Annotated in this window: 27 protein-coding genes; 10 read left to right on the top strand and 17 right to left on the bottom strand. The window is 65.8% G+C overall.

Features of this window, described 5'->3' with window-relative positions:
• The first annotated feature begins 5 nt into the window (after window positions 1-5).
• From AB4Y35_RS26015 to AB4Y35_RS26005, 3 genes are all read left to right on the top strand, one after another.
• Window positions 6-2,801 carry an Hsp70 family protein gene (locus AB4Y35_RS26015; protein WP_368706586.1) on the top strand — a complete coding sequence of 932 codons (2,796 nt, stop codon included), beginning with the start codon at window positions 6-8 and terminating at the stop codon, window positions 2,799-2,801.
• 84 nt (window positions 2,802-2,885) lie between these two features.
• Window positions 2,886-3,596, top strand: coding sequence for a YceH family protein (locus tag AB4Y35_RS26010; protein WP_368706585.1), 711 nt, complete (start codon window positions 2,886-2,888; stop codon window positions 3,594-3,596).
• Between the two features lie 24 nt (window positions 3,597-3,620).
• The gene (locus AB4Y35_RS26005; protein WP_368706584.1) at window positions 3,621-5,102 is read left to right on the top strand and encodes a cytochrome P450; all 1,482 of its coding nucleotides are present in this window, start codon (window positions 3,621-3,623) and stop codon (window positions 5,100-5,102) included.
• Between the two features lie 4 nt (window positions 5,103-5,106).
• Here the strand turns inward: AB4Y35_RS26005 and AB4Y35_RS26000 are convergent, their stop codons facing one another.
• The 3 genes from AB4Y35_RS26000 to AB4Y35_RS25990 all read right to left on the bottom strand — a co-directional run bounded on the left by AB4Y35_RS26000 (window position 5,107) and on the right by AB4Y35_RS25990 (window position 7,693).
• Window positions 5,107-5,961, bottom strand: a complete 855-nt coding sequence (locus AB4Y35_RS26000) for an alpha/beta fold hydrolase (protein ID WP_368706583.1) — start codon at window positions 5,959-5,961, stop codon at window positions 5,107-5,109.
• Between the two features lie 247 nt (window positions 5,962-6,208).
• Complete coding sequence (locus AB4Y35_RS25995) at window positions 6,209-6,595, bottom strand: SgcJ/EcaC family oxidoreductase (protein ID WP_368688884.1); 387 nt, start codon at window positions 6,593-6,595, stop codon at window positions 6,209-6,211.
• Between the two features lie 54 nt (window positions 6,596-6,649).
• On the bottom strand, window positions 6,650-7,693 hold the full coding sequence (locus AB4Y35_RS25990) for a D-cysteine desulfhydrase family protein (protein ID WP_368706582.1): 1,044 nt from the start codon (window positions 7,691-7,693) through the stop codon (window positions 6,650-6,652).
• A gap of 219 nt (window positions 7,694-7,912) precedes the next feature.
• Here AB4Y35_RS25990 and AB4Y35_RS25985 point away from each other — a divergent pair, with 219 nt between their 5' ends.
• The 3 genes from AB4Y35_RS25985 to ubiM all read left to right on the top strand — a co-directional run bounded on the left by AB4Y35_RS25985 (window position 7,913) and on the right by ubiM (window position 10,130).
• On the top strand, window positions 7,913-8,122 hold the full coding sequence (locus AB4Y35_RS25985) for a hypothetical protein (protein ID WP_035514678.1): 210 nt from the start codon (window positions 7,913-7,915) through the stop codon (window positions 8,120-8,122).
• A 275-nt stretch (window positions 8,123-8,397) separates the two neighbouring features.
• Window positions 8,398-8,910, top strand: a complete 513-nt coding sequence (locus AB4Y35_RS25980) for a hemerythrin domain-containing protein (RefSeq protein ID WP_368706581.1) — start codon at window positions 8,398-8,400, stop codon at window positions 8,908-8,910.
• A gap of 23 nt (window positions 8,911-8,933) precedes the next feature.
• Entirely contained in the window at window positions 8,934-10,130 is a 1,197-nt protein-coding gene (gene ubiM / locus AB4Y35_RS25975; protein ID WP_368706580.1) for a 5-demethoxyubiquinol-8 5-hydroxylase UbiM, read from the top strand.
• Between the two features lie 2 nt (window positions 10,131-10,132).
• Here the strand turns inward: ubiM and AB4Y35_RS25970 are convergent, their stop codons facing one another.
• The 5 genes from AB4Y35_RS25970 to AB4Y35_RS25950 all read right to left on the bottom strand — a co-directional run bounded on the left by AB4Y35_RS25970 (window position 10,133) and on the right by AB4Y35_RS25950 (window position 14,827).
• Entirely contained in the window at window positions 10,133-11,380 is a 1,248-nt protein-coding gene (locus tag AB4Y35_RS25970; RefSeq protein ID WP_368706579.1) for a glycosyltransferase, read from the bottom strand.
• On the bottom strand, window positions 11,377-12,060 hold the full coding sequence (locus tag AB4Y35_RS25965) for a TetR/AcrR family transcriptional regulator (protein ID WP_368706578.1): 684 nt from the start codon (window positions 12,058-12,060) through the stop codon (window positions 11,377-11,379). Before AB4Y35_RS25965 ends, AB4Y35_RS25970 begins: the two co-directional genes overlap by 4 nt.
• Window positions 12,061-12,137: 77 nt before the next feature.
• Window positions 12,138-13,100 (bottom strand): hypothetical protein, encoded by a 963-nt coding sequence (locus AB4Y35_RS25960; RefSeq protein WP_368706577.1) that lies wholly within the window; start codon window positions 13,098-13,100, stop codon window positions 12,138-12,140.
• 161 nt (window positions 13,101-13,261) lie between these two features.
• Window positions 13,262-14,242 carry an alpha/beta hydrolase gene (locus tag AB4Y35_RS25955; protein WP_368706576.1) on the bottom strand — a complete coding sequence of 327 codons (981 nt, stop codon included), beginning with the start codon at window positions 14,240-14,242 and terminating at the stop codon, window positions 13,262-13,264.
• A gap of 120 nt (window positions 14,243-14,362) precedes the next feature.
• Window positions 14,363-14,827: a hypothetical protein gene (locus tag AB4Y35_RS25950; protein WP_368706575.1), complete on the bottom strand. Its 465-nt coding sequence runs from the start codon at window positions 14,825-14,827 to the stop codon at window positions 14,363-14,365.
• Window positions 14,828-14,997: 170 nt separating this feature from the next.
• Between AB4Y35_RS25950 and AB4Y35_RS25945 the strand changes: the two genes are divergently transcribed.
• Entirely contained in the window at window positions 14,998-15,402 is a 405-nt protein-coding gene (locus tag AB4Y35_RS25945) for a hypothetical protein (RefSeq protein ID WP_368706574.1), read from the top strand.
• An 18-nt stretch (window positions 15,403-15,420) separates the two neighbouring features.
• Here AB4Y35_RS25945 and flhC read toward each other — a convergent pair whose 3' ends face one another.
• Window positions 15,421-16,131 (bottom strand): flagellar transcriptional regulator FlhC, encoded by a 711-nt coding sequence (flhC, locus tag AB4Y35_RS25940; RefSeq protein WP_368706573.1) that lies wholly within the window; start codon window positions 16,129-16,131, stop codon window positions 15,421-15,423.
• Between the two features lie 430 nt (window positions 16,132-16,561).
• Between flhC and AB4Y35_RS25935 the strand changes: the two genes are divergently transcribed.
• Window positions 16,562-17,491, top strand: coding sequence for a tyrosine-protein phosphatase (locus tag AB4Y35_RS25935; protein WP_368706572.1), 930 nt, complete (start codon window positions 16,562-16,564; stop codon window positions 17,489-17,491).
• Window positions 17,492-17,539: 48 nt separating this feature from the next.
• On the opposite strand, the gene AB4Y35_RS25930 is transcribed toward AB4Y35_RS25935, so the two are convergent.
• From AB4Y35_RS25930 to AB4Y35_RS25920, 3 genes are all read right to left on the bottom strand, one after another.
• Window positions 17,540-18,853, bottom strand: coding sequence for an ATP-binding protein (locus AB4Y35_RS25930; protein WP_368688896.1), 1,314 nt, complete (start codon window positions 18,851-18,853; stop codon window positions 17,540-17,542).
• A 4-nt stretch (window positions 18,854-18,857) separates the two neighbouring features.
• Window positions 18,858-19,625, bottom strand: coding sequence for a response regulator (locus tag AB4Y35_RS25925; protein ID WP_368706571.1), 768 nt, complete (start codon window positions 19,623-19,625; stop codon window positions 18,858-18,860).
• A 78-nt stretch (window positions 19,626-19,703) separates the two neighbouring features.
• A complete protein-coding gene (locus AB4Y35_RS25920; RefSeq protein ID WP_368706570.1) occupies window positions 19,704-20,636 on the bottom strand; it encodes a lysozyme inhibitor LprI family protein in 933 nt (310 codons plus the stop codon).
• A 480-nt stretch (window positions 20,637-21,116) separates the two neighbouring features.
• On the opposite strand from AB4Y35_RS25920, the gene AB4Y35_RS25915 reads away from it, so the two are divergent.
• Both AB4Y35_RS25915 and AB4Y35_RS25910 read left to right on the top strand, forming a co-directional pair.
• Window positions 21,117-21,668 carry a hypothetical protein gene (locus AB4Y35_RS25915; protein WP_342922732.1) on the top strand — a complete coding sequence of 184 codons (552 nt, stop codon included), beginning with the start codon at window positions 21,117-21,119 and terminating at the stop codon, window positions 21,666-21,668.
• Between the two features lie 85 nt (window positions 21,669-21,753).
• The gene (locus AB4Y35_RS25910; protein WP_368706569.1) at window positions 21,754-22,572 is read left to right on the top strand and encodes a response regulator; all 819 of its coding nucleotides are present in this window, start codon (window positions 21,754-21,756) and stop codon (window positions 22,570-22,572) included.
• Between the two features lie 618 nt (window positions 22,573-23,190).
• Here AB4Y35_RS25910 and AB4Y35_RS25905 read toward each other — a convergent pair.
• The 5 genes from AB4Y35_RS25905 to AB4Y35_RS25885 form a co-directional block, all read right to left on the bottom strand.
• Window positions 23,191-23,913 carry a flagellar basal body L-ring protein FlgH gene (locus AB4Y35_RS25905; RefSeq protein WP_368706568.1) on the bottom strand — a complete coding sequence of 241 codons (723 nt, stop codon included), beginning with the start codon at window positions 23,911-23,913 and terminating at the stop codon, window positions 23,191-23,193.
• A gap of 93 nt (window positions 23,914-24,006) precedes the next feature.
• Window positions 24,007-24,837 carry a hypothetical protein gene (locus AB4Y35_RS25900; RefSeq protein WP_368706567.1) on the bottom strand — a complete coding sequence of 277 codons (831 nt, stop codon included), beginning with the start codon at window positions 24,835-24,837 and terminating at the stop codon, window positions 24,007-24,009.
• Window positions 24,838-24,851: 14 nt separating this feature from the next.
• Window positions 24,852-25,034: a DUF6726 family protein gene (locus AB4Y35_RS25895; protein ID WP_368706566.1), complete on the bottom strand. Its 183-nt coding sequence runs from the start codon at window positions 25,032-25,034 to the stop codon at window positions 24,852-24,854.
• A 59-nt stretch (window positions 25,035-25,093) separates the two neighbouring features.
• Window positions 25,094-25,279 (bottom strand): hypothetical protein, encoded by a 186-nt coding sequence (locus AB4Y35_RS25890; RefSeq protein WP_342924887.1) that lies wholly within the window; start codon window positions 25,277-25,279, stop codon window positions 25,094-25,096.
• A gap of 395 nt (window positions 25,280-25,674) precedes the next feature.
• On the bottom strand, window positions 25,675-26,559 hold the full coding sequence (locus AB4Y35_RS25885; RefSeq protein WP_368706565.1) for a hypothetical protein: 885 nt from the start codon (window positions 26,557-26,559) through the stop codon (window positions 25,675-25,677).
• Between the last annotated feature and the right edge of the window lie 92 nt (window positions 26,560-26,651).

Genomic DNA, 26,651 nt, shown 5'->3' with positions numbered 1-26,651 from the left:
GCCCGATGAAGCCATACGTCGTCGGCATCGACCTGGGGACGAGCAATACCGTCGTGGCGTACGTGGAGGCAGGTAGCGACGCCATCCGCGTGTTCGACGTCGAGCAGCTCACCGGCCTCGGCGAAGTGGGCGCGGAAAAGATGCTGCCTTCCGCGCGTTATCACCCGGCGGCGGGCGAGCTTGCGGCAGGCGATCTGCGCTTGCCGTGGCGCGCGCCGACGCCCGGCGACGACGCTGTCATCGGCCGTCTCGCGCGCACGCTCGGCGCGCAGGTGCCCGGCCGGCTCGTGGCGAGCGCGAAAAGCTGGCTCTCGCATGCCGCGGTGGACCGCCTCGCGCCGATCCTGCCGTGGGGCGCGCCCGACGACGTCGCCAAGGTTTCGCCGGTGACCGCGAGCGCGAGCTATCTCGCGCACGTGCGCGCCGCATGGAACCATCGTTTCCCGCATGCGCCGCTCGAAGATCAGGACGTGGTGCTCACCGTGCCCGCCTCGTTCGACGACGGCGCGCGTGCGCTCACGCTCGAAGCGGCGCGCATGGCGAAATTGCCGGCGCTGCGCCTGCTCGAAGAACCGCAGGCCGCGTTCTACGACTGGCTGTATCACCATCGCGCGACGCTCGACGCGGAGCTGGGCGCGTCGCGCCTCGTGCTCGTGTGCGACGTGGGCGGCGGCACGACCGACCTCACGCTCATCAAGGTGCAGTTCGAGGGCGGCGAGCCGCAGCTCACACGCATTGGCGTGGGCAATCATCTGATGCTCGGCGGCGACAACATGGATCTCGCGCTCGCGCATCTGGCCGAAAGCCGGCTCGCGAACGCGCAAACGCGTCTGAGCGCGGCGAGCCTTTCGCAGCTCGTGGAGCGCTGTCGCGTCGCGAAGGAGCAGTTGCTCGACGCGAGCGCGCCCGAGTCCGTGCCGATCACGCTGCTCGGCGCGGGCGCGCGGCTCGTGGGCGGCGCGCGCACCACGCAGCTCGGCCGCGAGGAAGTCGCGCAGATCGTGGTGGACGGCTTTTTCCCGATGGGCACGGCCAGCGACCTGCCGCGCCGCTCGCGCGCGGCGATCGTCGAGTTCGGCTTGCCCTATGCCGCCGATCCTGGCATCACGCGCCATATCGCGGCGTTCTTGCAGCGCTTCGCGGCGCAGTCGCGCGACGCGCTGGGTTCTTCCGGCGCGGCCGTTGAACCGGCAACCGCGCTGCCCATGCCCGACGCGCTGCTGCTCAACGGCGGCGTGTTCCGCGCCCGCTCGCTCGCGCAGCGTCTGGCCGATACGCTCGGCACCTGGCGCGGCGAGCCGCTCAACGTGCTGCAAAACGATCAGCCCGACGTGGCCGTCGCACGCGGCGCGGTCGCCTATGCGCTTGCTCGGGCAGGCAACGCGCCGCGTATTGGCGGCGGCTCGCCGCGCAGCTACTTTCTCGTGCTCGACGAAGGCGCGGCAGCCGATGCCGCACCGCGCGGCGTGTGCGTCCTGCCGCGCGGCACGGAGGAAGGCCACGAGCTGCATCTGGACGACCGCACGTTCGCATTGCAACTGGGCCAGCCGGTGCAGTTCCACCTCGCATCGACGGTGGCCGACACCGCATGGCAACCCGGCGAACTGGCCGACCTCGCGGCGGGCGACTTCGTGCGCCTGCCGCCGCTCGCAACCGTGGTGCCAGCAGGCGGCGATGCAAAGACGGCGCGCGAGCGCCCCGTCAAGCTCACGACCGCGCTCACCGAAGTCGGCACGCTGGAGATGCACTGCATCGCCACCGACGACGCCTCGCAGCGCTGGCTGCTCGAATTCGCGCTGCGCCGCGCGGAGCACGAAGGCGGCGCAGGCGCGGCAAGCGGCGAGTCGCGCCATGCGGGCCTCGACGAAGCGATCGAGGCGATCGAACGCGTGTTCGGCGCTCGCTCCGTCAAGGTCGACGCGAAGGAAGTGAAGCGCTTGCGCGCGCATCTCGAAGTGCGGCTCGGGCCGCGCCAGAACTGGGACGGCCCGCTACTGCGCGAGCTGTTCGGCGCGCTCTGGGAACGCGCGGGCAAGCGCCGGCGCTCCGCCGATCACGAACGCCTGTGGCTCAATCTCGCCGGCTTTTGTCTGCGTCCGGGCTTCGGCTATCCGCTGGACGAATGGCGCGTCGAGCAACTCTGGTCGCTCTTCGACGACGGCATCCAGTTCGTCAATGAAGGCCAGGTGTGGTCGGAATGGTGGACGCTCTGGCGGCGCGCGGCCGGTGGTCTGAACGAGGCGCAGCAGCACGAGGTGCTGGAGGCGATGACGTACCTCGAAGAGGCGGCCGGCTCGAAGCGCCACAAGCTGCCCTTCGACCCTTCGAAGCTTGGCGCTGCGGACATGATCCGGCTCTATGCGTCGCTCGAACAGATTGCGGCCGAGCGCAAGGTCGAGATCGGCGAGCGGCTGTTGCAGCGGCTCCAGAAGCCTTCCGAGAATCATCAGACGTGGTGGGCCGTGGGCCGCATCGGCGCGCGCCAGCCGTTCTACGGCAGCGCGCACGGCGTGGTGCCGCCGCAAACCGCCGCGCTCTGGCTCGACGCGATTCTCGCGCTCGACTGGAAAAAGATCGAACCGGCGATGTTCGCCGCCGCGCAAATCGCGCGCATGACGGGCGACCGTTCGCGCGACCTGCCCGCCGAGTTGCGCGAGACCGTGGTGCGCCGCATGGAGTCGGCGAACGCGCCGCCTGGGTGGGTCACGATGGTGCGCGAAGTCGTCGCGCTCGACACGGCGGACACGGGCCGGGTGTTCGGCGAGGCGCTGCCGGCGGGGCTCAAGCTGATCGCGGGCTGAACGGCAGGTGACTTCTGCAGGAAGCCCGGCGCGCGTATGATCGAACGCCTGATTCCAACTGAAATACAGCGGACTGATCTGCCCATGAATTCTCCTGCCGATGCTTCCTCGCCGCGCGCCTTGCGCGCGCTCTCGCCGATCGAGGCGCGTATCGTCGGCGTGCTGGTCGAAAAGCAGCACACGGTGCCCGATACCTATCCGCTCTCGCTCAACGCGCTCACGCTCGGCTGCAACCAGAAGACCGCGCGCACGCCGGTCATGAACGTGAGCGAAGCCGAAGTGCTGGCTGCCATCGAAGACCTCAAGCTGCTGAGCCTCGTGTTCGAAGGCAGCAGCAGCCGCGTGCCGCGCTTCGAGCACAACCTGAACCGCGTGCTCGGCGTGCCGAGCCAGGCCGTGGCGCTGCTGACCGTGCTGCTGCTGCGCGGCGCGCAAACGGCGGCGGAATTGCGCCTGAACTCGTCGCGCCTGCACGGGTTCGCCGATGTCTCGTCGGTCGAAGGCTTCCTCGAAGAGCTGGCCGAACGCGAGCCGCCGCTCGTCGTGAAGCTGCCGCGCGCGCCGGGCGAACGCGAAAGCCGATGGATGCATTTGCTGTGCGGCGAGGTCAACACGGCGAGTTTCGTTGCCGCGGGGTCCATCGCGCCCGGCGCGCGCGAGGAGGCCGGCGAGAGTGTCTCGCTCGCGGATTTCGAGGCGGTGCGCGCCGAACAGCAGCGTCTCGCCGACGAAGTTGCACGCCTGCAAACGCTCGTCGCGCGCATGGCCGCCGAACTGGGCATGTCGCTCGACTGAGCATCGCCACCCCGCCGTCGCGCCATGGCCGCCGCCGCCTCCTCCGCCCAGCGCCTGCGCCAGGTGCGCGACCTGCCCTGCCCGCGCGGCTTGCCGTTCATTGGCAATCTGCATCAGCTGAACGCGCCGAAACTGCATCGCGTGCTCGAACAGTGGGCCGAGGAACTCGGCACGCCGTATCGCTTCCAGATCTGCGGCATGCCGGTCACGGTCTGGAGCGACGCGGAGCTGAGCCAGAGCGTGATGCGCGAGCGTCCGCATCGCTACCGGCGTTACGCGTCGCTCGAACCCGTGCTCGCCGAAATTGGCTGCAACGGCGTGTTCTCCGCTGAAGGCGCGGCGTGGGAGCCGCAGCGCCGGCTCGTCATGCAGGCGCTTTCCATCCCGCACCTCCGCGCGTTCTATCCCACGCTGCAAGCGATCACAGCGCGTCTGCACGACCGCTGGCAACGCGCGGCCGAGCGTGGCGGGGTGGTCGAGATGACCGACGACCTCAAGCGTTACACGGTGGATGTGACGAGCGCGCTCGCATTCGGCGAGGACCCGCGCACGCTCGAGCAGGAGCGCGGCGTGATTCAGGAGCATCTCGCGCAGATTTTCCCGACGCTCATGCACCGCGTGAACGCGCCGTTCCCGTACTGGCGCTATCTGCGTTTGCCGCGCGACCGCCGCACGGACCGGGCGCTCGCCGAAGTGCATCGCACGATACGCGGCATGATGGCGCGTTCGCGCGAGCGCATGCGCGACGAGCCGTCCGATGCGCCGCGCCATCTGCTCGAAGCGATGCTTGCGCTGCGCGATGCGCCGGGCTCCGACGTGACCGACGACATCATCGCCGCCAACGTGCTCACGCTGCTGCTGGCGGGCGAGGACACCACGGCCAACGCGCTGGCGTGGTCGCTCTACTATCTCTGCGCCGACGAACCGCTGCAGCAGCGCCTCGCCAGCGATGCGCATGCGGTGCTGGGCCCACACTCGGTGTGTCCGGACTACGGCTTCGTGAAGGATCTCGACCTCTTCGAAGCGGTGTGCAACGAAACGCTGCGCTTTCGTCCGGTGGCCGCGATCATGGCGTTCGAGCCCGTGGAGCCCGTGCAGGTGGGCGACGTCGCGTTGCCCGCCGGTTCGAAGATGTTCTTCCTCACGCGCCCGCCCATGCTCGACGCGCGCCACTATTCGCAGCCCGGGCGCTTCGATCCTGACCGCTGGCTGCGCGGCAACGCGGCTTGCGCGACTGACGCGCGTGTGCACGATCCGCGCGCGTGGGTGCAGTTCGGCGCGGGGCCGCGCGTGTGTCCGGGGCGGCATCTGGCGGCCATGGAAATGCGCCTCGTGCTCTCCACGCTGATGAACCGCTTCAAGGTGAAGCTGGCCGTCGATCCCGCGACGATCGAGGAAATCACGGCGTTCGCGATGGTGCCGAACCGCATGCCGGTGCGGCTGGAACTGCGGCCAACGGTTGAGTCGCCTCGACCACAGGCGACATATCAACCGGGCCGTGACTGAAGTCTCAACCTTGCGTGATGAAGGTATGGACGTGCGTGTTGAAGAGGTCGGGGTGCGTGCCGTTCATGCCGTGCGTGGCGCCCTTGATCGTGACGCGGCGCGCGAATGCGATCCACTCGTCCAGCGCTTCGACGTTGTTGCGGAACATGAGCGGGCTGCGCTGGCCGTCGATCAGCAGCGTGCGGCACTTGATCTCGCCGGCGGCGCGCGGCGCGTAAGGCGGCAGCGGGTCCTGCAACTGCTTGGGCAGCGTCGTGGCGTTCGCGATGGCCATCTGGCGAAACGCCGCCGAGCCTTTCTTCCAGGCGCCCGGCACGCTCACGGAGTCGACGAACAACTCGAGCCCTGCTTCGACTTCACCGGCGTGGATCAGGTCGGCGGCGCGCGTGCGCAGCGCGTTGGTGGCGGGAGGCAGCGCGGCTTCGTCGTCGTCCACGCGCGAGAGCGGGCCGCCCGGGTCGGCCAGCACCAGCGTGCGCACGAGGCGCGGATAGCGGCGCGCCAGATGCCACGCCACGCAGCCGCCCCGCGAATGGCCCACGAGGTGCACCGATTCGAGACCGAGCGCGGTGATGAAATCGGCCAGCTCGGTGACGTGGCTCTCCCAGCCGAAATCGCCCTGGATGCAGGCGTCCGCCGCGGGCCAGTAATGGCTCAGGCTCGGCGCGATGCAGCGGAAATGCTCCGACAGGCCGTTGAGTTGCGGCGTCCAGTAGCGGTAATCACAGAGCGATCCGTGGACGAACAGCAGCGGCTCGCCTTCGCCGCGCTCGAGGAACGGCAGGGCAATGCCCGAGTGCAACGTCGCGTACGACAGGTCGGGCGCAGCAAGTAGGGAGGGATCGATGCGTTGGTTCAAGGAGTGGCTCCGAGCGTATGAGCGTCACTTTGCCGCAACCGAACGATTAAGGGAAACTCAATAAACTGAAGGAATCGATAAGGTTTTCTGATTCGAAAAAGGGGCGTAACGCGGCGAGGCCTGTCGCGCGGGGCTGTTCTCTTTCAGTGCTGAAAGCAAGCGGGTGCGCCCCACACCGCTGGCGGCCTGGGGCGCGGCGGTCGAATCGTGGGTTGTCGCGGCGCCGGCCGCGTTCGCGGCGGAGGATTTATGTCTTCGGTGCGACGAGATTGGCGTCGCGCGCGAGCAGCCAGCGTCCGCTCGCATCCTTGCGCACCAGCGTGAGCGTGTAGCCCGCACGCCGCATGGGCTGGGCCGCGCCCGGCGGCGTAATGGAAATGTCGATGCGATTGCGTAGAAAGGCCCAATCGCCCAGTACCTGCAGTTCCACGATCTCGGCCGTGCCTTCTATGCGCATGTCCTGCTGCGCTTGCGAAGCCGCGGCGAACTCGGCCTTGCCGAACGGCTCCTGGCCGGGCACCGTGAATACCACGTCGTCGGTCATCAGGCTCAGCACTTTGGCGGTGTCGCCGGCGCGGCTCGCTTCCATCCAGGTTTGCACCAGCTCGCGAATGGCGCGTTCGTCATCGGTCATCGTGGACTCCCTCGTGTTTCATTTCTACGGTTCTGGAATGCGCCGCGCGGCGCCTCAAAACGCACTGCGATACGCGAACAGGCCCGGCAAGCCGCCGGTCATGACGAAGAGGACGTTCTCGCCGCGCGCAAGGCGTCCCGATCGTGCGGCTTGCACGAGACCGGCGAATGCCTTGCCGCCGTACACGGGGTCGATCAGCAGGCCTTCTTTCGAAGCGACGAGCCGCACGGCCTCGCGCATCGCGTCGGTTGGAATGCCGTAGCCGTCGCCGAGCTGGGCTTCGTCGATCACGATCGAGCGGCCCTCGATGCGCCGCGCCGGATCGATCAGCTCGAGCGTCTTGCCGGCCTTTTCGAGCGTGGCGGCGTGCGCCTGCTCGGCCTTCGCCAGCACGGTGTACGCAAGCACGAGGCCCGGGTCGAGGCCCAGCGCCGCGAAGCCGGCGGCGAGCCCTGCGTGCATGCCGCCGCTGCCGTTGGGCACGACGATGCGCGCGAAGCTCAAGCCCTGTGCATGGGCCTGCGTCATGATTTCGGCGGCGCACGCCGCGTACCCCAGACATCCCACCGGGCTCGACCCGCCCAGCGGGCACACGTAGACCTTGCGGCCCTGGGCGCGCAGCTCGTCGGCGCGCGCCTGGGCGAACTCCTGGGCATTGGCCGTGCCGGGCAGGTCGTGCACGCGTGCGCCGAGCAGGTCGTCGAGCAGGATGTTGCCGTTCTCCAGATACTCGAAGTCGTCGCGCGGCACGGCCCGCGTGAGCACGAGTTCGCACTGCAGGCCCGCTTGCGCAGCCGCAGCTGCCGTCAAGCGCGCATGGTTCGACTGGCGCGCGCCCACGGTGACGATGGTGTCCGCGCCCGCAGCCAGCGCTTCGCCCACCAGGAACTCCAGCTTGCGCAGCTTGTTGCCGCCGCCGCCGAGGCCAGTGAGATCGTCGCGCTTGACATAGACATTCACGCCCCCAAGTTCGTGGCTTAGCCGCGGCAATGGCTGGATCGGCGTGGGTCCTTCCAGCAGTGCGCGGCGAGCATGCCGCGAAAGATCGAGCTGATACGGGGACGCGGAATGTGTCACGGCATTCGTTACGGTAGTCATCGGGCTCTCGCTGTCTCGCAGTTTGAATGGGAGCGTGGCTGGCGGCATTTGTATTTGCCAGGCGTCGAATAATAACCAGGGTAACGCTCGAATGATGCGCAACGTCTCAGGGTTCTCACGTCCACGTAATTCCGTATTGCGTCGCAGCAAGGAGGTTTTTAGACTGATTCTTATCCAGGCAATCGTCCGAGACGATATTCCCACCACGGGAGGCTTCAAATGAATATTTTTCAATCGCCGAGCCAACCATCGAGTCCGAGGCTGCACGTATTCGAACAGGAGGGCGGCTGGCACTGGGGTATCACCATAGAGCGTTCGGCAGGCGGCGGGTTCAAGGTCATCGCGTACAGCGAAAAGACGTTCCGCGCCGAAAACGAAGCACAATCCGACGGCGACCGCGCCCTCGTCAATCTCGCCGAACTGGTTTGAGCCGCGCGCCGCGCGGCTGCGTATTTTCGCGTCTGCGGCACCTTTCCTCGCATCCTTCCACGTTTGCGGCCCGCGCTCCCCGCGCTGCGCCGGCATCGATGTTTCTTTTCGTCTGATCGCTTCGCCTGCATGTGCTTATGCCGCGTCCATCGGCCTCAGTGACCGATCGTGCGACGTTTGCTAAAAATCAGCGCGCAATCTCATGTGCCCCGGTATCTTGAAAAATTGCCCGAGAGGGCTTTTCAGACCGTTCGTGTACGCCGTCACTTTCCCTCATGACCTCACCCGCGCCGCGCCCCTCGCCAACTCTCGCGCCCGATCTGCAACTGGGCGAACTCATGACCGATACGATGCATGCCGAGTTCGTCGCGCTGCTCGACGCGCTGGCGCGTGCGAGCGACGAAACGTGGCTCGGCGCGTTCGACGCGTGGGCGGCGCATACGAAGCAGCATTTCGCACAGGAAGAAGCGTGGATGGAGGAAATGAACTTCGGTCCGCGCCATTGCCATGCGGGCCAGCATCGGCACGTGCTGAACGTGGCAGGCGAGGTGCGCAGGCAAGTTGCCGACGAGGGGCGCTTCGACACGGGGCGGCAACTGGTGGGCGAACTGCGCGAATGGTTCGCCTGGCACGTGAAGTCGATGGACGCGCTCATGGTCGAAGCCCTGCGCGAACGCGGCATCGCGAAGGTCGATCAAGCCGATCAAGCCGATCAAGTCGATCAAGTCGATCAAGTCGATCAAGCCGATCAAGCCGATCAAGTCGATCAAGCCGATCAGGCCGTCTGAGTCACATTCCAATCGTTCGATTCATGCAAGCAGATATCGTAATCGTGGGCGCCGGGCCGGTGGGGCTGTGTCTCGCGCGCTCGCTCAGTGGCGTTGGCCTCAAGATCGTCGTCGTCGAGCAGCAGCGCCTCGCCGACATCAACGAGCCGCAGTTCGACGGGCGCGAGATCGCGCTGACCCAAAAGTCGGTGCGCGCGATGCGCAGGTTCGGGCTTTGGGATCTCATCGACCCGCACGCGCGTGCGCCGCTGCGCAGCGCGAGGGTGTTCAATGGTCCCTCGCCGGGGGCGCTCGAAATCGGACACGACCTGAGCGGCCACACGGAGCTGGGCTGGCTCGTTTCCAATCACCTGATTCGCAAGGCCGCGTACGAGGCGCTGCGGCAAAGCACGGCGGAGCATGGCGACGTGACGCTGCTGGCGGCGCAACAGGTCAGCGCAGTGAACGCCGGTGAGGATCAGGCGAGCGTGACATTGGAGAGCGGCGAAACGCTCTCGGCGAAGTTGATCGTCGCGGCGGACAGCCGCTTCTCGTCCACGCGCAAGATGATGGGCATTGCCGCCAGCATGCACGATTTCGGCAAAGCGATGCTGGTTTGCCGCATGACGCATGAAGCGCCTCACGAGCACGCCGCGTGGGAATGGTTCGGCTACGGTCAGACGCTCGCGTTGCTGCCCATGAACGCGGAGCGCTCGACGAACGCGCATCAGTCGTCGGTCGTGCTCACGCTGCCCGTGGGCCAGGTCAGCGAGATCGCGGCGCTTGCGCCCGACGCATTCGCGCGGCATATCGAGGATCGCTTCATGCACAGGCTGGGCGCGATGAAGCTGGCGAGCACGCGGCATGTGTATCCGCTCGTGGCCGTCTATCCGGAGCGCTTCGTCGGCAAACGCTTCGCGGCCGTGGGCGACGCCGCGGTCGGCATGCATCCGGTGACCGCGCATGGTTTCAATTTCGGGCTGCTCGGCGTGGAAACCTTAGGTAACCGAATCATCGACGCACACAAGAGCGGCTTCGACATCGGGGCTGCCTCGGTTTTGCAGCGCTATGAAACCCAGCACCGCCGCGCGACCAAACCGCTCTATCTCGCGACCCGGTTCATCACCGACGTCTACACGAACAACAGCGCGCCCGCGAAGCTGGCGCGCGACTTCATGCTGCGCGCGGCTTCGAAACTGATGCCGTTCAGGAAGGCCATCGCGGCTTCACTGACCGGCTGACTTCAGGCGCCCTCGCGCACGTCGACCGCAACGATGCGCTCGAGGGCGGCCACCGCGTTCGCCACACCGTTCTCCGCACGCATCGTTTCGCCTAGTGCGCGGGCGCGGCTGCGCACCGTTTCGCTGGCGGCAAAGTCGAGTGCGTTCGCGAACGCTCGGGCAGTGGGCTTGCGTCCGTCGACGGCCGGCGGGGCGACGCCCGCCTGGCGCAGACGCTCCGCCCAGAAGAACTGGTCGCCCGCAAACGGCGTAACAATGGAAGGCACCCCGGCGCGTGCTGCGGAGTGCGAAGTACCGGAGCCGCCGTGATGAATGACGGCGGCGGTACGCGGGAGCAGCCAGTCGTGCGGCGTATCGCCGACGACGAAAAAGTTTTCGGGTAGCGCCTGTGGATCGATGCCGCTCCAGCCCGGGTAGAAGAGTGCGCGCCGGCCCCGCATCGCTTCGATCAGGGCATCGAGCAGCCGCGCATTGTCGAACCCCGTCATGCTGCCAAAGCCGATATAGACGGGCGCGTCTCCCGCAGCGAGAAAGCGCGCCAGCGCGACCGGCGGCGTCCATGCCGGGCTCGGCGCCAGCCACTGTCCGCAAAGATGGGCGTTGGCGGGCCAGTCGGCGGGCGCGCCCAACAGGTTTGGCGAGACGCCATACACCATCGGGTGGTCTTTCCATACCGTCTTGCGCGGCGGCAGGCCGAACATCGCGCGCGCGGCGTTGGTCCTGTCGCGGAACGCCTTCCAGAGCAGGCCGTTCACGAGACCGTGGCTGGCGCGGTTGAGCACGCGCGGCACCCACCTGGGCGGCAAGAACGGCGAGGGGAAGGCCGCAGTCGGCGTGAGCGGGATCATGCCCGAGCCGATGCCTTTCGCGCCCAGATACTCCACCGCGGAAAGCCCCACGAACGCGGCCAGTCCGGCAACCAGAATCGCATCGCAACCTTCGCCCGCCTCGACGATGGTGCGCATCCACGACTGCGCGTTTTCGTTGGCGATCTTCGCGAGCGCGCGTGCGGTCTCGTTGAAGCCGCCGCCCTTGGCGACGACGCCCGCGATCGCGTGGTCCGGGCGCAGCATGCCGCGAATGTCGCCGGCCAGCGCCGTGGCCGGCACGCCGAGTGCATGGGCGCTGCCAAGCGTGGCGGCGTCGGCGAGCAGGCGCGCTTCGTGCCCGGCGTCCATCAAGCCGCGGCACAGCGCGGCGAACGGGCGCGCATCGCCCTCGGTGCCGTAGGTCGCGATCAGCAGCTTCATTGGGCCTTTTTCCTCGATTTCGGCGCGGCTTTTCGGGGCGCTTCCCGGGCCGCCTGCGCGGGCAGGGCCGCGCCATGGAGGAACAAATCGACCGCTGCGGCAAACTCCTTGCGCAGTTTCAGGCGCGGTTCGGCGAGCCAGCGCAGCATGGCGGCGAGGTAGAGGTGGTGGAACGCGAGGGCTAGCCGCGCCGCGTCGAGATCGTCGCGCAGTTCGCCCTGCGCCTGCGCGCGCCGGACGAGCCAGCCAAAGGTATCGGCGATGTCGCTGAGCTGCTCGCTGTCCCGCGACGGCGAAGGCTCTGTGCCGATGCCGAGAAAGCGAAACCGCAGGTAAGGCGCGAGGTAGTCCGGGTGCGCCTCGCACCAGCTCGCGGAATGATCGAGCACGAGCCGCGCTCCCGCGGCGAAGCCCGGTGTGTGTTCGAGCCTCGCGTGCAGCGCCGCGAGATTCGCCGCCAGTTCGAGATGCAGCCAATGGGCGAGCACCGCCTCTTTCACCGGGAAATGGTTGTACAGCGTGCCCTTGGCCACGTCCGCTGCGGCGGCGATCTGCTCCATGGTCACCGGTTCGTAACCGTGAGTTTCGAACAGCGCGGCAGCGGTGCGCGCGAGATGTTCCAGTGTCTGCAGGCGTTTGCGGTCGCGGCGGCCTGGCAAAGCGGACGTGGGCGTGGACATGCGGACGATAATATTGAACGACGTTCAATATTATTCACCGTTCACAAATCGTCTGCAAGTATTGCCCGAGGGGCGGATCAGTGATGCCAGAAGAGGGGATCCTGACGGGAGCGGCTGTCGCCTGCCTGCGCATACTGGCTTTCCCATGGCCACGTCCGGCCGTTGCGCTTGGTGGCGCCCGGCCGGCGCTCGGTGCTGGCGAGCGTGAGCAGGTGCCTCGCTTCGCGGCTCGATGCGTCGACTTCCACCGCATGCCCCGCGTCTTGCCGCACGCAAGCCCATTCGCGCTCGTGCGCGCATTGCCGCGCTTCGCCGATCAGCGCGTCGCGCTGCTGCTCGCGCGCGACGAGGTCGGCTTGCATCTGCTGCGCTTCTGCGTTGCCGGGCTCTACGGCGAGCGCACTCGTGAGCGCCCTGCGTGCGGGCCAGAGGTTGTTCTTGTCGAGATTCAGACGCGCGCTGGCGAGATTGCTCGCGACCTCGGGATGCGCACTCGCATAGTGCGGCGCGGCGGGCGGGCGTGAGACGGCCGGCGCATTCTCCTGGGCGACGCGGCGCTGGGCCGCGTTCGCACGCGGCAGGACGGCGGGCGGCCGGTTAGTCAGCGCGGTGACTGTGCCGCTAGTGCCGTGGGTGCCCTGCGCGCCCTTCAACCCGCTCACGGACCCCACGATCACCTGTGCGCCGAGCTTCGGCTCCCATTCGCTGCGATGCACGAACGCATAGCCGGTGAGCGCGATCGCGAGCGCGCCGAGACCCGCCCAGGCATAGCGCGGCAGCCGCTTGCGCTCGGCGACGTGTTCCTCGTCGATCGAAGGGTACTCGCCGTCGTAGGGCCGATTGGCGCCAAGGGCCAGGTTCGCGCGCAAGCGCTCGGCAACCCCGTGCGCGCGTTCGTCCGGCAGGCCTGCGATGCGGGCCGCGGCGGCCGCTTGATTCGCGCCGCATTGGGGGCAGAGTGCGAGCGGCGCGTTGAACCTGGTCCCGCAGTAGGGGCACTCCGACGGATCGGAATCGTCGTGACCAGGGGCCTTGAGCATGGGAGCAGCGCGCTTTCGCTTCGATTGACGAATTGCCGCAAAACCGGTGCCTGATTTACGCACTCATTTGAATATGGGCCAGTTCGCCGCGAAGATCAATCGGCGGATTCCGCCAGCCTGGCGGATCTGGACAGGCGACGCGCCGGCGAGCGGCACCTGCCTTATGTGCCTGATGGCTTCACGCAGCCGATGATCGTGGCGATGGCAGTGGCATCCAGCGTCAGGCCGATGTGCCCCACGCCGGGTACGATCGTGACCGGCACGTGCGCGCCGGCTTCCTCGAACGCCGCCGCGTATTCGCGGGCGTGAAAAACCTCGTCGTCGGCGCCGGCCAGCACGTGCAGCGGCTGCCGCGCGCGGCGTATGTCCGCGCGGTAGTCGTCGTGCGGGCGGAAATTCTGCATCAGGTTGAACGAATACTGCGGGGTGAGCTCGTCGCGGACCTCGGGCGCGAGCGCATAGGCGATCGTCGGCAGATGATTGAAGACGCGGATGCGCAGACCGTTGAGCATGGCGATGACGATGAGGCGCGGTATGCCGACCGACACCCAGCCGCCGACCTCGTTGCGCGTGGTGCGCGCCTTGTGGTGCAGGAAGGGTGCGAGCAGCACGTAACGCTCGAACAGACGCTGACGTGTGCCGCCTGCAAAGCGCAGCGCAAAGCCGCCGCCCGACGAAAAACCGATCAGCGTTCTGGGCAGTGCGGCCAGCTCGCCCGGCAGTGCGGCGAGCAGGTCTTCGAGGTCGTCTTCCAGCTGGCCGATGTAGGCGATCGTGCCCTTGCGTCCCGATTCGCCGTGGCCGCGTATATCGGGCACGCAGGCCGCGTAGCCCGCGGCGGCGAACTGGCGCGCGAGCGGGTGGAGGCTCGCGCTGCTTGCCGACGATCCGTGGATGAGCACGACACACGCTTGCGGCGCACCCGCCTGCGGCAGGTAGGCGCGCCAGGCGAGCGATGCACCGTCTCGCGCCGTATAACGGCGCAGCGCGGGAAGGTCGGAAAAGTCGACCTCCTTGAACGGCGCGTTGATCGATTCGAGCGGCTCGGGCTGCCTCGGGCCGCCCTTGACGAGCGCGACGGCCGCGGCAGCGATGGCGGCGAGCGGAACGGCTTGCGAAGCGGCAACGGCGCTGAGAGCCACGGGCGGACCTCGTGTACGTTATGGGTTGATGGTCTTGCCGGCAGTGATGATAGCCGACTAGCCACCCATATCATCGGGTCTCCGAAACATTATGCGCGCCGGATTGCGGCGCCGTGCCGCTCAAATGAACAGCGAAATGATGCCGCCGAGCGTAATGCCTGCTGCGATCCAGCGCCCAAGCGTATAGGTGTGGTTCGGGTCGGCTGGCGCGTCGGGACGCTCGAGCCCCAGCGCGCCATAAACGAGCGATTTCATGGGCTGCGCGTTGGCCGACGTCGCTGTCGCGCCGGATGCGTCGCTCGTTTCGGTGGCATCGCTGGTGTCGCTCGTGCCGCTCGTGCCGGCAGCATCGCTCGCGTCGGCCGCAGCGTCGTCGCTGTCCGCGCTATCGTCGGTCGACGCGGCCGCATAGCCTTGCGGCGAAATCTGCACGGCATCGTCCTGCGATGTGGACGGCGCGACGGTCGTCGACACGTCGCCCGACTGCGCGCCGTCCTGTTCTGCCTGGTCTGAAGCCGCGCCCGCACGGAGTGTGCTCGTGTTGGCGTTGCTGTTGGCGAACTGTGTCGCCGCCCCGATTTGCATGGTCGACTCCTTTCGACTTCCTTATGCCTGCAATAATCGCAGGTCCAGCGCTGAAACGACTCACGAATAACGCTGAAAAATTCGCGATATTCCGCGGCCAATTCTTTTGCCCAGCCTGCGACAATATCGGTATCCGTAACGTCGTGCGCGTATGACCGCGCGACGACCGCGTGATCCTCCCCACCCGCAAGAAGAAGTACGCCTCGACGCCGCATGTGGATGAAGTCTCTGCGCCTCACAAATCCGCTCACGTTCGCGAAGAGGCGAGCGTGAAGCGCCCGTCACGCCGCGAGATATTCGAGGCGCTTTATCGCACGCACTATCTGCAAGTCCACACGCGCCTGCCCGATGCGCTCGAGCGCGATCACAACGACGACTATTCGCAAAGCGGCGCGCAGATCGCCTGGGAGATCTGGCAGGCCGCGCACTCACACGCCATCGAACTTGCGGCGCAGCAATGCGAACTGCGCCAGAATCAGCATGTTCATCAGGATCACAAAGCAATCTGCCGGATTTGCGCGTGCGATATTCGCGCTCTGCAGGCGGATGCAGAGCGCGATGAAGATGTGGCGTAAGGAATGTGCCGCTTTGACCTAGACGGGGACCGAAGCGACGAGGCGCAAGCGGTTCGCGGACCGCTTTGGATCGAGGGCGCGCGTGACTTCGGCGATCGTGTCGCGCATGGTTTCGCGCATGGTGCCCGAAAGCTCGCCGAGCGCTGCTGCGGCGCGGCCTCGCGTGGCGGAGGTGGCTGCAGGGGTATCGGTTTCCGGCGTGCGGCTCGCGCGTGTGGCGCGCGTCATGCCGGCGCGCGCGGGCGGCATGCAAATGCAGCAGGCGGTGGGTTTGTGTGCGTCGCGCACGTGGCGCACGAAACGGCCGGAGCAAACGGTGCAGCTCGACAGCGTGAGCAGGCCGCCTTCGAAGAAGCGCAGCAGCGTCCACGCCCGCGTGAAGCTCAGCACGCGTTCGGTTTCGGCGCTCTCGCAGTGCTCGAGATAAAGGCGGTACGCACGCGTGAGGGCGTCGAGCCGGCTGCATTTCGCTCTATCGGTCAGGAACAGATAGATGTTGTAGAAGAGCGAAGCATGAATGTTCGGCAGCCACGTGAAATACCAGTCCGCCGAAAACGGCAGCATGCCCTTGGGCGGCGAAGCGTTCTTGAGTTCCCGATAAAGCCTGATCAAACGATTGCGCGAAAGTGTCAGTTCTTTTTCGAGCACAGGCATGCGTGCGCCCAGCTGGATCAGCTCGATTGCGCGCAGCACTTCACGCGCTTCTTCGGTCACACTGCCTTTGTACATGACGTGGTACTCCGAGAGGCAGCCGACGACCGCCACGGTGGCCCAGGCGAATGCCTGAATTCACGGGCGATTATAAAAGCGCGACAAAGAGCGTCAAGAATAATATTTGGAAAGGACTTGAAATATCCATAAAGAAAATGCCCCGCGCAGCCGTTATTCAGGCATGGCTTGAAATCGGAAATAACCGCGCATTACCACGGAAATTACCTGTTTTGTGTAAATGGAAAGATCCGGTAAGAATATAAGTACAAACCGGCGGAAAATATCGGTGCGCAATGCCCCGTGAATCGGAAAAAATTATTACGGCGTTTTGCGCTTTTACCTTTTCAGGCGCATCTGCCGGTAAACTGCGGCCTTTCCGAACGCATGCGACGCGCGACGTTGCAGCGGCCCGCGCGAACTGCGGGTTCCCTACCTAAGCTGCCAACCGATGAATTTGCCTTTCTCCGCCTACACTTCTTCGTTCGCGCAGGCGCGTAAGCGTTTGCCTGTGGCCGCGACCGGCAACTTCAACCGCAGTGGCGGCGCGCTCGCCAACCCGCCGCGCCGCGTGCTGCTCAAGGGCACGGTGAGCCTGCTGGCGCTGAGCGGTTGCGCGAGCACGTTGCTGAGTGCGTGTGGCGGCGAATATACGGGAGGCGACGGCGCGCAGGATGCGCCGACGCCCGTCATCGGTTCCGTCGCGAACTTCCGCGATCTGGGCGGCGCCGCGCCGGGCTACTCGACGAGCGACGGCGCGCACGTGCGCCGCGCCTTGATCTACCGCTCCGACGCGCTCACGCCGAACGCAGCCGACGCCGCGACGCTCGAGCGCATGGCGCTGTCCAACATCTACGATCTGCGCACGCCTGCGGAAATCGACGCGGCGCCCGACGTGACACCCAGCACCGCCAGTTACCTCGCGCTCAATGTGTTGGGCACGCTCGAGCCGCCGTCGTTCGCGGGCATGCTTGCGGGTGAGCTCGATGCGGCGATGCAAATGCATTGGCGCGCGCTCGTAACGGGCCGCACGCAATGCTCGATCTACGGGGCGCTGCTCGAACATATCGCGGACGCGCCGGGGCCGCTGCTGATCACGGGTGGCACAGGCGTGGACGTGGTGGGCTGGGCGTGCGCGCTGTTGCTGCTGATCGCCAACGTGCCGCTCGAAATCATCGTGAAGGATTTCATGCTGACCGACGCGTGGCGCTCGACGGGCGCGGATGCCGCCAATCTGACGCCGCCCGTGCAGGCCAGCTATCTGCAGGCCGCGTTCGACGCGGTGCAGGGCAGCTACGGCGACCTTAACCGCTATCTCACCACAGGGCTCGGCCTTGCGGCCGACACGGTCAATCGTCTGCGCGGCCGGCTCGTGGTCTGAGCGGCGCGCAGCGTCGAATCAACGGGGGTATAGAGGGCAATTAGGGACTTACACCGTTGCCCGTGCATCTGCCGGCAGCGCGATACGCACGCGCAGACCGCCTTCGGGGTGATTGGACAACTCGCAGCGACCACCCTGATTGCGCGTGAGGCGCGTCACGATGGCGAGCCCCAATCCGCAATGGCCTTCACCACCGCGTGCTTCGTCAAGGCGTACGAAGGGTTTAAGCGCCGCGGCCACGCGCTCGGGCGGGATGCCGGGGCCATGATCGCGCACTTCGACGATCCACTGCGCGCCTTCGCGGCGCGTGGCGATTTCCACGGGCGGCACGCCGTGTTCGAGCGCATTGTCGACGAGATTCGACACGAGCCGGTCGAGCAGCGTGCGCGGCAGCCGGAACGCCGAGCCCGCGCGCAGATCGAGCCTGAAGAGCGCATCGTCGTCGTCGCCGGCATCGGAAAAGAACTGCTCGCGCAGCAGCGCATCGACTTCCACTTCCGGACCCGCTTCGGGCCGCTGGCGGGCGAATTCCAGAAACTGCTGGACGATATCGTTCAGCGAATCGACTTCGCGGATCAGTTGTTCGCGCTCGCGCTCCGAGCCCATCATGCTCGCACGCAGCTTCAGTCGCGTGAGCGGCGACTTGAGATCGTGAGCGACGCCCGCGAGCATGACGGCCTGATCGTCGTCGGCTTCGTTGAGCTGCTTCATCATGCCGTTGAACGAGCCGATCAGTTCGCGCAATTCGCGCGGCCCGTGCTGCTTGACGGGCGCGGGACGATGGCCGGTGCCGAACGCGCGCGCGGCCTGGGCCACGAGCGAGAGCGGACGTTGCATCTGCCACATGGCGAGGAGCGCGAGAAGCAGCGAGATGGCGAGCATCGAGCCGAACAGCGGCAGCAGGTTGCGCGCTGGCGGCAGATCGACGGGCGCGACGATCCACGTGGGCTGGCCCGCGAAACGTACCCACAGGGCTTCGCGATGGCGCAGGTCGGCGAGAATCTCGGTGCCGGGCGGCAGGTCGCGCAGCAGTTGCTTGCGCAAGTCGGCGAGCGGCTCGCGCCTGGGCACTTCGAGCCGCACGTCGGCGGGCATGTTCCAGGTGGGCACGAGATGCACGCGCAGCGCCGGCGCGAGGTCCATTTCGTTGGGAGGCGTGCTGGGTGCCGCGCTCGTCGCCGTACCGGGCGCCGCGCTGGTTGCGGCATGCAGCATGAGCAGCAGACCGCGCTCGAAGCCTTCCACTTCGTGGCGGCGCGGCTGCGGCGCGAACACGATGAACCAGCATGCCTGGATGGCGAACAGCAGGAGCGCGGACATCAGCGCCATGCGCCCGAACAGCGTATTCAACGGATTGTTCATGCCATTACGTGTTCAGGCTGGGGCCGCTGTCGTCTGCTGGGGGATGGTCGATGTCGCCTTCGATGCCGACCCCGCTCTGCGGCACGAACACGTAGCCCTTGCCGCGCAGGGTCTGCACGTAGCGCGGCTGCGCAGGATTGTCTTCGATCACGCGGCGCAGGCGCCAGACCGGTACGTCGAGACTGCGCTCGTTGAATTCGAGGCCGTCTGCGTGGAGCAGGTCGTGAATCAGCACGCGTGAAAGCACGCGGTACGGATGCTCCGTGAAAATCTTCAGGAGCACGAACTCACTGCTGCGCAGCGGCACGCGCTCGCCGTCACGTTCGAGCGTGCGCGCCATGAAATCGAGTTCGAAGGCGCCGAAGCGATAGCGTTCGCGCGCCACGGGTGCGCCCGCGGGGCCGTTGCCGCGCCTGCGCAGCACGGTCTGGATCCGCAGCAGCAATTCCTGGGGATCGAAGGGCTTGGCGACGTAGTCGTCCGCGCCCAGTGTGAGACCCGCAATGCGGTCGCCCACTGCGCCGCGCGCGGAGGCGAAGATCACCGGAATGTCGTCACCCTGCGCGCGCAAGGCGGCGAGGGCGCGCAAGCCGTCGGTGCGCGGCATCATGACGTCGAGCACGACGACCGAAGGCCGCTCGCGTTCCAGCCGGGCACCGAGATGCGTGCCGTCGTGGAGGACCGAGGCCTCGAAACCGTTGGCCCGAAGAAAGCTGGAGAGGAGATCGCGCACGACCGGATCGTCGTCGACGATGAGAACGTGTGGACTCATCGCCGTATTTTATTTGATATCGACAACCGGCAGAACAGCGCGCGACCGCAGATTTCTTGCCGTAGCTTACATGGCCTCTTACTTCATGGCGACGGCGCCTTGCTCGATGGATGCCTGCGTAGCGTGCGCGGATTCCGTCGACGCGACGGATGCGCAGTTGAGTGCGCTCACGCCCTGCTGTGCACTCGCCTGGTCCGCCGCCGGCTTCGCGGCGGCTTCGGTGGCCGCGGGGCTCGCGGGCTGCGCAGCCGGCGCGTCGATGGACGCCATGCCTGCCGCTTTGGCGAATGCCGAGTTCGCGCCAGCCATCTTCGCGGTCATTGCCGAGACGTCGCCCGACGGTGCGGCTTCCTTCTGGGGCAGGCGGTGCGCGTGTGCCTGCGCTTGTGCGAGCCGCGTCTGGCGCGCGTCGGCGGCGACGCCGCTCGGCATCTTTTGCAGATGCAGCGGCGCATCGGCTTCGGCAGCCGCGACTTTCGCGCCCGCTTTCTTCACACTTTTCGCGCTGTCCGCAGAGGGGGCGGCCGCTGCGCCAACTTCCTTCGGCGCGGGCGGGATGCCGTGCATTTCGAGCACGGCGTCTTGCGCGGACGGGGCCAGGTGCTGGTCGACGACGCCTTCCTTCACGCGGCGCACGGCGGCTTGTTTACCGTGCTTGAGATCGCCTTCGAGCTCGGCGATGCGGCGGTCGTACCAGTCCGTCACGCACGCCTTGTCCTTGCAGTTGTGCTGGCGCCATTGCCACTGGCTCACGCGGTCGGCTTCGAGCGCGGTCGTGTCGGTGCTCGCGTCGAAGGCGCTGCGATAGAGCGCGGCCAGTTTGTCGTCGAGCGCGGAGAGCGTCGGATCGTTGCACACGAGCCGCTCGGAAGCGGACGCGTTATGCGGGCAGTGAAAGCTTGCAGCGTGCGCGAACGGCGAGCCAGCGAGTGACGCGAACAGCGCGATCGCAGCAGCGTTCAGGCCGCGCTTGAAGAAGGGGGCGCGACGGATTTTCGGTTCTCGGTTCATGGCAGCCATGATGATGTTGAAATAGCGGAAGAAAGACAGGAACAGGGTGTGGCTCGTCCGGCGTCGCAAAGGCGCGAGGCGCCGCAGTGAGAACCGCAGCGAGAACGATAGCGCGGCGGTGAATCCGCAATGTCTCACTCAGCGGGGAGAATGCAGGAGCGCTTACGAAACATTACACACGCAGCGACGCGCGGTAACGGGCGAAGGTCGACAAGCGCTTGTGGCGCGCGCCTCTGCGTTGAAAGGGCGCGCACGAGCGCCGTTCGACCCCTTACCGAGCGGGAGGTTTTTGAAGAAGTGGAAAGTGACATTCAACATTGACCGATGTCCCGGCCATCGCGCGCATTGCTTTGCACCGATCATGCGTGGCGAGTCCTGCCGGGAACGTGTCAAGCTCCGCGCAGCCCATCAACGCATCGGGTATCCGCTCCCATGCCACATGAAATCGTGTCATCCGTCAGCCGTGCGAGGGCGCGCGCGGTGAAACTCGGCGCCGCGTGCGCCGCGGCGCTCGCGCTCAACGGCTGCGCATGGACGCTCATCACCGCGGCCGATGCGACCGGCTCCGTGATTCAGGCGGGTTACGCGGTCGCGTCGAATTACTCCTCGCCCAAGTTCGTGTCGGGGCGGCCGGTCAATCTCAGTTCGATCTGCATCGAGAACAATCCCATGGTCACGTCGGGAGACTTCGTGCCATCGCTGCAGCTCGTGCTCGCGCAGCGCGGCGTGACTTCGGATGTCTACGGCGCCGGCACCGAGCCGGTGAGTTGTGAAGGACGCCTCGTGTACAACGCATCGATCGAATTCGGCAAGCCGACGTTCAGCGACGAAAGCCGGGCCTATCTTTCGACGATCAACCTGACGATCTTCATGCATAACCATATTGCCGTTACGGGGCGTTACGAAGTGCGCGGTCTCGGCACCGACCGCTATTCGAGCGCGGCGGTGAAGCTCAAGGGGCTGTTGGACAGCATGGTGGTCGACCAGACGCAATTGAGCAATTCATTCCAGTCCGCCTCGAGCGACCAGTAAAACGGGTGTCCCGCGCTATGCGCGGGAAAGGATTGGTAAGGCTGCGGGCCTGTACCGGCTCGTTCTCGTCCCTTACGATTTACGCATGGCAAATAATATCTTTCTCGTCGACGACGATCCGGTCGTGCGCGACGTCACGGCCGAATATCTGCAGATGCGTGGCTTTACTGTCACGACGCTGCCTTCCGTGCGTGCGATGCAGGAGCGGCTGCGCTCCGAGCGGCCGCAGGTTGTCGTGCTCGATATCATGATGCCGGAAGTGGATGGCATCAGCGCGCTGCGCGCCTTGCGCGAAAGCGGCGACGACTTGCCGGTCATCATGCTCACCGCGCGCAATGAAGTGATCGACCGCGTGCTGGGCCTCGAATTCGGCGCCGACGACTACGTGGGCAAGCCGTTCGATCCGGGCGAACTGGTGGCGCGCATTCGTTCAGTCATGCGCCGGCGCAGTATTTCGAACCTCACGGGCGCGCCGGAGAGCCGGGAATCGTTTCGCTTTGGCCCTTTCGAACTCGATTTTCGTTCGCGGGAGCTGTATCGCGACGAAGTCCGCATGCCGCTGCGTTCCAGCGAATTCGCGTTTCTCAAGCTGTTCGTCAATCACTCGATGACGATTCTTTCGCGCGAGCGCATTATCGAGATCGTATATGGTGAGGCTGGGCGGTATCGGAACCGCAGTCTCGACGTCGCGATCTGGCGTTTGCGGCGGCTCATTGAAACTGACCCTTCTGAGCCGCGGTATCTTCAGACCGTTTGGGGCCATGGGTATGTGTTCGTGCCGGACGGCGAGGTGGGGTTTGCCGAGCGGTTTGGTGAACATGCTGTTCGGGAGCCGGACGGTGAAGGCGGCAGTGAGTATGCCGATGAGTTTGACGGTGAAATGGCTGATGGTGAGGAAGACTGAGCGTATTTTTTGTGCTCGGTTTTTTGTACTGTTGGCATTTCCTTTTTTTTTTCTCGTCGGTATGCAAGTGTTGCCCCTGTGCGGGGCGGCACCTACTTTTCTTTGCAGCGGCAAAGAAAAGTAGGCAAAAGAAAGCCGCTCAAACCGCCAGCGCCCGCCACAGTTCACATCTCGCCGTAAATGGCGAATGGCTCCGGAGCGTCTGTCGCCTCACACCATCCGACTTAGTGACAAGGCAGTCATTCATCCCGCTGCTCGCTACGCGCGCTGCGGTGGGGTCTGCAGCGGAAACCAAGGGGTATTTCAAGCGTCGCAAGAATGCACGCGCACTAACTGTTCTGGGTTATGCCCTTCGGCGCGCGTAGCGCCGCCGGAAGTATGAGCGCCTTGTCACTACCTTTGAAGGTGCGAGATGACAGACGCTCCGGAGCCATTCACCATTAATGACGAGATGTGAACTGTGGCAGGCGTTAGCGGTTTGAGCGGCTTTCTTTTGCCTACTTTTCTTTGCCGCTGCAAAGAAAAGTAGGTGCCGCCCCGCACAGGGGCAACGCCAGCATACCGACGCGAAAACAAGAAAACAAGAAAACAACCAAACGCGAAAGCAAACAAAAAAACTCAAAACGTCAGCACACTAAGAAACATCCGCTGCAACCACCCGACGGTAGTCGCATCATTAAGCAACCCACGCCCCACCTGCTCGATCCGGGCATTAGCAATCTTCCCCGACTCAACGTAATTATCGGCTTCCACATCGTTAGGATTAACGATCCCGGAAAGCCGCAGCCGTTGATGCTCACCGCTCATCGCGATGATCTTCTCCCCGGAGACGACCAGATTGCCCGTAGGCGTTTTACTGATGACCGTGACCGCCAGCGTGCCGGTCATGTCGCTCGAAAGCGAGTGATTGCCGCTGCCGTTGAACGAGGTCGAAGCCGAGCCGATATTGAACAGGCGCGCGAGCCGTGCCGCCGCGCCGGTCGACTGGTCAGCAGCGGTGGCTGTGATGTTGCTGTCGCGCTTCGCGGCGGCACTGGCGACATCGTTGCCGCTATAGGTTTCGGAGAGCCGGATCGTGAGCACATCGCCGATTCGCTGCGCACGCGGTGTTTCGTATAGCGAGATGGCGGTGCCCGACTGATAGATCGCGCCGCTGGTATTGACGTTCAACAGCGGTTCCGCGAGCGGCGGCGTCATGGGCGTGTTGACGATCGACTCAGGCGTCGCGCAGCCAGCGAGCGCCGTGGCGAGCGACGCGCACAGCAACACGTACGGCAGGCCTTTCGAACGAGTCGTGTGGCATGCGCCGGAAAGTGAGGATTCCGATCGATCGAATGGCATGGCGATGGGGCGAGTGCAAGAGTGATTCATCGGATTTAGCGATTTCAGCGGATTCGTCGAGTTCGTCCCGGCGACGGGTTGGCGTGCATCGTTTCAGCCTTCATCGAACTGGCTCAGCTTGAGCGTCTTCTCGCTGCCTTTGCCACGCAGCGTGGCGGGCTTGAGGAGGTAGGTGAGCGTCGCGCGCTGGCTGTCGGGCAGCAGGCAGATGGTGATCGTGCTCGACGCGTTCTCCCACACGAGCAGCGGCAGCGAAGCCGCACCAAGCACGCGCGGCGCGCCGTAGCGCGAGGCGAGCAGGTTGCGCAGGTCGAATGCCGTTGTCGAGTCCACGACGAACGACATCTCATAAAGCCGCAGCGGATCACCGGCCGATGCGTGCGCAAAGCGCAGGATATGGTCCACCGCGGGCACGCCGTCCACGACCGCGCGCGAGGGCGTCCAGCCTTGCGCCGTGTGGTGCGCCCACCGGCACGCGACCGTCTGGCTCGTATAACTCTTGACCATCATGCCGATGTCGCTGCCCGCGATGTCGGTCTCGCAAAGCAACTCGCTTTCATGCGGCGTCGCACGCACCATATCCGACTGCCGCAGCGCGCTCAGCGGCGTGCCGAGCACAATGCCGCGAAACGCAAAGGGCGTGTCATCCGGCGCCGGAACGCGCGGACGGGCGGGCGGCGCAATGGGCGCCGTCCTTCGTTTTTTCGCCGGCGGTGTGGACGGTTTTGCTGTGCTTGCCGCATGCGCCGCGTTCGCGGCCATCACAGCGCTCGCTTCGCCAGGCGGCGTCGCCGGCGCGGGCGGCTTCGGCGCGACGTACGTTTGCACGCGCCCTTCGTAATGCGTGTCTGCATACGCGGGCGAGAGCGGCGCCGCGAGGCTCGCCGCGCTCAAAACGAAAGCGATCAATGACGCCCGTTTCATCGGCTGGACCTCGATCAGTCGACCGCCGCCGCGCACGCGTCGAACGGCACGGCTGCGGGGTGGCCGACCAGCGGCACGATCTTCAGCGTGGCCGATGCGACCCGGCATGGAAAGGCCACCACGGCACAGCCGTCGAGCGGCAGCGCGAGGCAGGCGAGGGCGACGGCCGACGCGGCGCGCACCACATGCGTAGACATGCGGGATGTCTGGCACAGGGGCGAGCGCCGCGTCGACGGCTCCCGTGACGGCGAAGTGGTCATGCCGAAGTGTTGATGTTGTGGCCGAGCGGACCGACGGGCATCGCCGGATTCACGGTTTCCTGCTGCGGAAAGGGGTTACCGGCGGTGCCTCCCGTGCTGGAGTTTTTGGTGTTGCGGTTTTCGCCCAGCGTCGTCAACGAGGACGTGTGCGCGATGCTGCTCGAACCGATAGGGCTGGTCATGAAGGGCCTCCTTGGCGCAATGGAACAAAAAAGGGGCGCGCCGAGAAGGGGGAAGCGCGCCCCGCCTTACGCCGATCGGGGGGCAATCGACGTGCGGCGAGGCAAATCTTCGCTTCCAGAGCGTTCGCATGAAGCAGGAATCAGCGTGGCCTTTGGCCGATCGCTTACGAGTCCTTCCGGGGGTATACGAATGTGCAAGTTTGAAAGGCGGGAATTCGGCGGGGGAACCGCTGACGAGGCGCCGAGCCGGGCTGGAACGGAGGAAATCCGCAAACGCGCTTGGCGCGCGCCGTGTAAGGGATGGGGAGGGCGAGGAAGGTGAATCGAGCGCGCATTCCCGGGCTGCCTGGGTCAGCAGCCTGGGAACAAATAAAAGAAGGGGGAAGGAGGTCGCTTCAAACCCGTTTCATGCGCTCCCAGCCGTGGCGCACGGCGGCCTTGAACTTTTCCCAGCCGTTTTCCGGGTAGCGCGACTCCCAATCCTCGCGAGCACTGGGCTCGATGCCTTGCCAGTCGCGTTCGCGGTACCGTTCGTCCTGGCCTAGTGTGGCGCCGTGCTCGTAGGCTGCGCAATATTCTTCGTAGGACATCCCGGAGTCCGCGAAGTTTGCGTCATAGGCATTGCGGACTTCGGTCTCATAGGCTGTGTCGTCGAGCGGGGTGCCCATGACAGGATCGCCCACCAGGCCCCTCGCCGATGTCTGCGGCGCTTTGGCCGCGCTCGAGGCACGTTCGGGTCCCGTTGTTGCGTGCGTTGTGATCTGCTGCATGCCGCTGACTACGGTTGGCACTACAGATGAAAATGCCGCATGCCGCGTCTGGGTTGCCGCCTCGGGCGATGTCTCGTGCGAATTACCGGGCGTTCCGGTCGTGCTCCGGGAAGGCGCCATGCCCGACGAAGCATGGCGCCAGGCATTGCTGCGTTCCTCGATGTCGGCCGCGCCCGCGCTGCGCATCACTTCGCGCGCCAGGTTCACCTGCATTTCGGAAACGTCCGCACTGACGACGGTTCCGCCGCGCCGGATGAACTCCCGGTAATCTTCGGTCTCCGGCGGATACGCGCCGTGCGTGAAGAGCCGCGCAAACAGGCGTTCGAGTTGATCGAATACTGGCGTGGGTTGTCCCGCATTGCTCGCACCGGATGCATAAACACGCGGCCCTTTTTCCGCCGGTGCCTCGACCGACATCGAGTAAATGGCGATGTCGGCTTGCGCGACGCCTGCGTCGCCAAGCGCCTTTTGCGCGGAACGCGCGCTCCCATAGCTGTCGTAGACGCCCAATACGGTTTGCCTCATGACTGTCTCCCTTCGCTCTCGACGGGCGGCGGTGCCGCCGCGTACGAGGCGTGGGCGCAACGGTCATGCCCGATTGC

Origin of the sequence: Paraburkholderia sp. EG286A (genome assembly GCF_040965375.1) — a bacterium.
Taxonomy (GTDB): Bacteria; Pseudomonadota; Gammaproteobacteria; order Burkholderiales; family Burkholderiaceae; genus Paraburkholderia.
This window is presented reverse-complemented; position numbering and strand designations above follow the sequence as displayed.

Excerpts from the sequence above, each read along its gene's own strand:
- AB4Y35_RS25965 (WP_368706578.1), bottom strand. The coding sequence starts at position 12,060 with ATGTCCACGCCCACGTCCGCTTTGCCAGGCCGCCGCGACCGCAAACGC.
- AB4Y35_RS25910 (WP_368706569.1), top strand. The coding sequence starts at position 21,754 with ATGGCAAATAATATCTTTCTCGTCGACGACGATCCGGTCGTGCGCGAC.
- flhC (WP_368706573.1), bottom strand. The coding sequence starts at position 16,131 with ATGTACAAAGGCAGTGTGACCGAAGAAGCGCGTGAAGTGCTGCGCGCA.
- AB4Y35_RS26010 (WP_368706585.1), top strand. The coding sequence starts at position 2,886 with ATGAATTCTCCTGCCGATGCTTCCTCGCCGCGCGCCTTGCGCGCGCTC.
- AB4Y35_RS26005 (WP_368706584.1), top strand. The coding sequence starts at position 3,621 with ATGGCCGCCGCCGCCTCCTCCGCCCAGCGCCTGCGCCAGGTGCGCGAC.
- AB4Y35_RS25935 (WP_368706572.1), top strand. The coding sequence starts at position 16,562 with ATGAATTTGCCTTTCTCCGCCTACACTTCTTCGTTCGCGCAGGCGCGT.
- AB4Y35_RS25900 (WP_368706567.1), bottom strand. The coding sequence starts at position 24,837 with ATGAAACGGGCGTCATTGATCGCTTTCGTTTTGAGCGCGGCGAGCCTC.
- AB4Y35_RS25970 (WP_368706579.1), bottom strand. The coding sequence starts at position 11,380 with ATGAAGCTGCTGATCGCGACCTACGGCACCGAGGGCGATGCGCGCCCG.
- ubiM (WP_368706580.1), top strand. The coding sequence starts at position 8,934 with ATGCAAGCAGATATCGTAATCGTGGGCGCCGGGCCGGTGGGGCTGTGT.
- AB4Y35_RS25990 (WP_368706582.1), bottom strand. The coding sequence starts at position 7,693 with ATGACTACCGTAACGAATGCCGTGACACATTCCGCGTCCCCGTATCAG.
- AB4Y35_RS25930 (WP_368688896.1), bottom strand. The coding sequence starts at position 18,853 with ATGAACAATCCGTTGAATACGCTGTTCGGGCGCATGGCGCTGATGTCC.
- AB4Y35_RS25950 (WP_368706575.1), bottom strand. The coding sequence starts at position 14,827 with ATGCAAATCGGGGCGGCGACACAGTTCGCCAACAGCAACGCCAACACG.
- AB4Y35_RS26015 (WP_368706586.1), top strand. The coding sequence starts at position 6 with ATGAAGCCATACGTCGTCGGCATCGACCTGGGGACGAGCAATACCGTC.
- AB4Y35_RS25960 (WP_368706577.1), bottom strand. The coding sequence starts at position 13,100 with ATGCTCAAGGCCCCTGGTCACGACGATTCCGATCCGTCGGAGTGCCCC.
- AB4Y35_RS25905 (WP_368706568.1), bottom strand. The coding sequence starts at position 23,913 with ATGCCATTCGATCGATCGGAATCCTCACTTTCCGGCGCATGCCACACG.
- AB4Y35_RS25985 (WP_035514678.1), top strand. The coding sequence starts at position 7,913 with ATGAATATTTTTCAATCGCCGAGCCAACCATCGAGTCCGAGGCTGCAC.
- AB4Y35_RS25980 (WP_368706581.1), top strand. The coding sequence starts at position 8,398 with ATGACCTCACCCGCGCCGCGCCCCTCGCCAACTCTCGCGCCCGATCTG.
- AB4Y35_RS25890 (WP_342924887.1), bottom strand. The coding sequence starts at position 25,279 with ATGACCAGCCCTATCGGTTCGAGCAGCATCGCGCACACGTCCTCGTTG.
- AB4Y35_RS25895 (WP_368706566.1), bottom strand. The coding sequence starts at position 25,034 with ATGTCTACGCATGTGGTGCGCGCCGCGTCGGCCGTCGCCCTCGCCTGC.
- AB4Y35_RS25995 (WP_368688884.1), bottom strand. The coding sequence starts at position 6,595 with ATGACCGATGACGAACGCGCCATTCGCGAGCTGGTGCAAACCTGGATG.
- AB4Y35_RS25920 (WP_368706570.1), bottom strand. The coding sequence starts at position 20,636 with ATGAACCGAGAACCGAAAATCCGTCGCGCCCCCTTCTTCAAGCGCGGC.
- AB4Y35_RS25925 (WP_368706571.1), bottom strand. The coding sequence starts at position 19,625 with ATGAGTCCACACGTTCTCATCGTCGACGACGATCCGGTCGTGCGCGAT.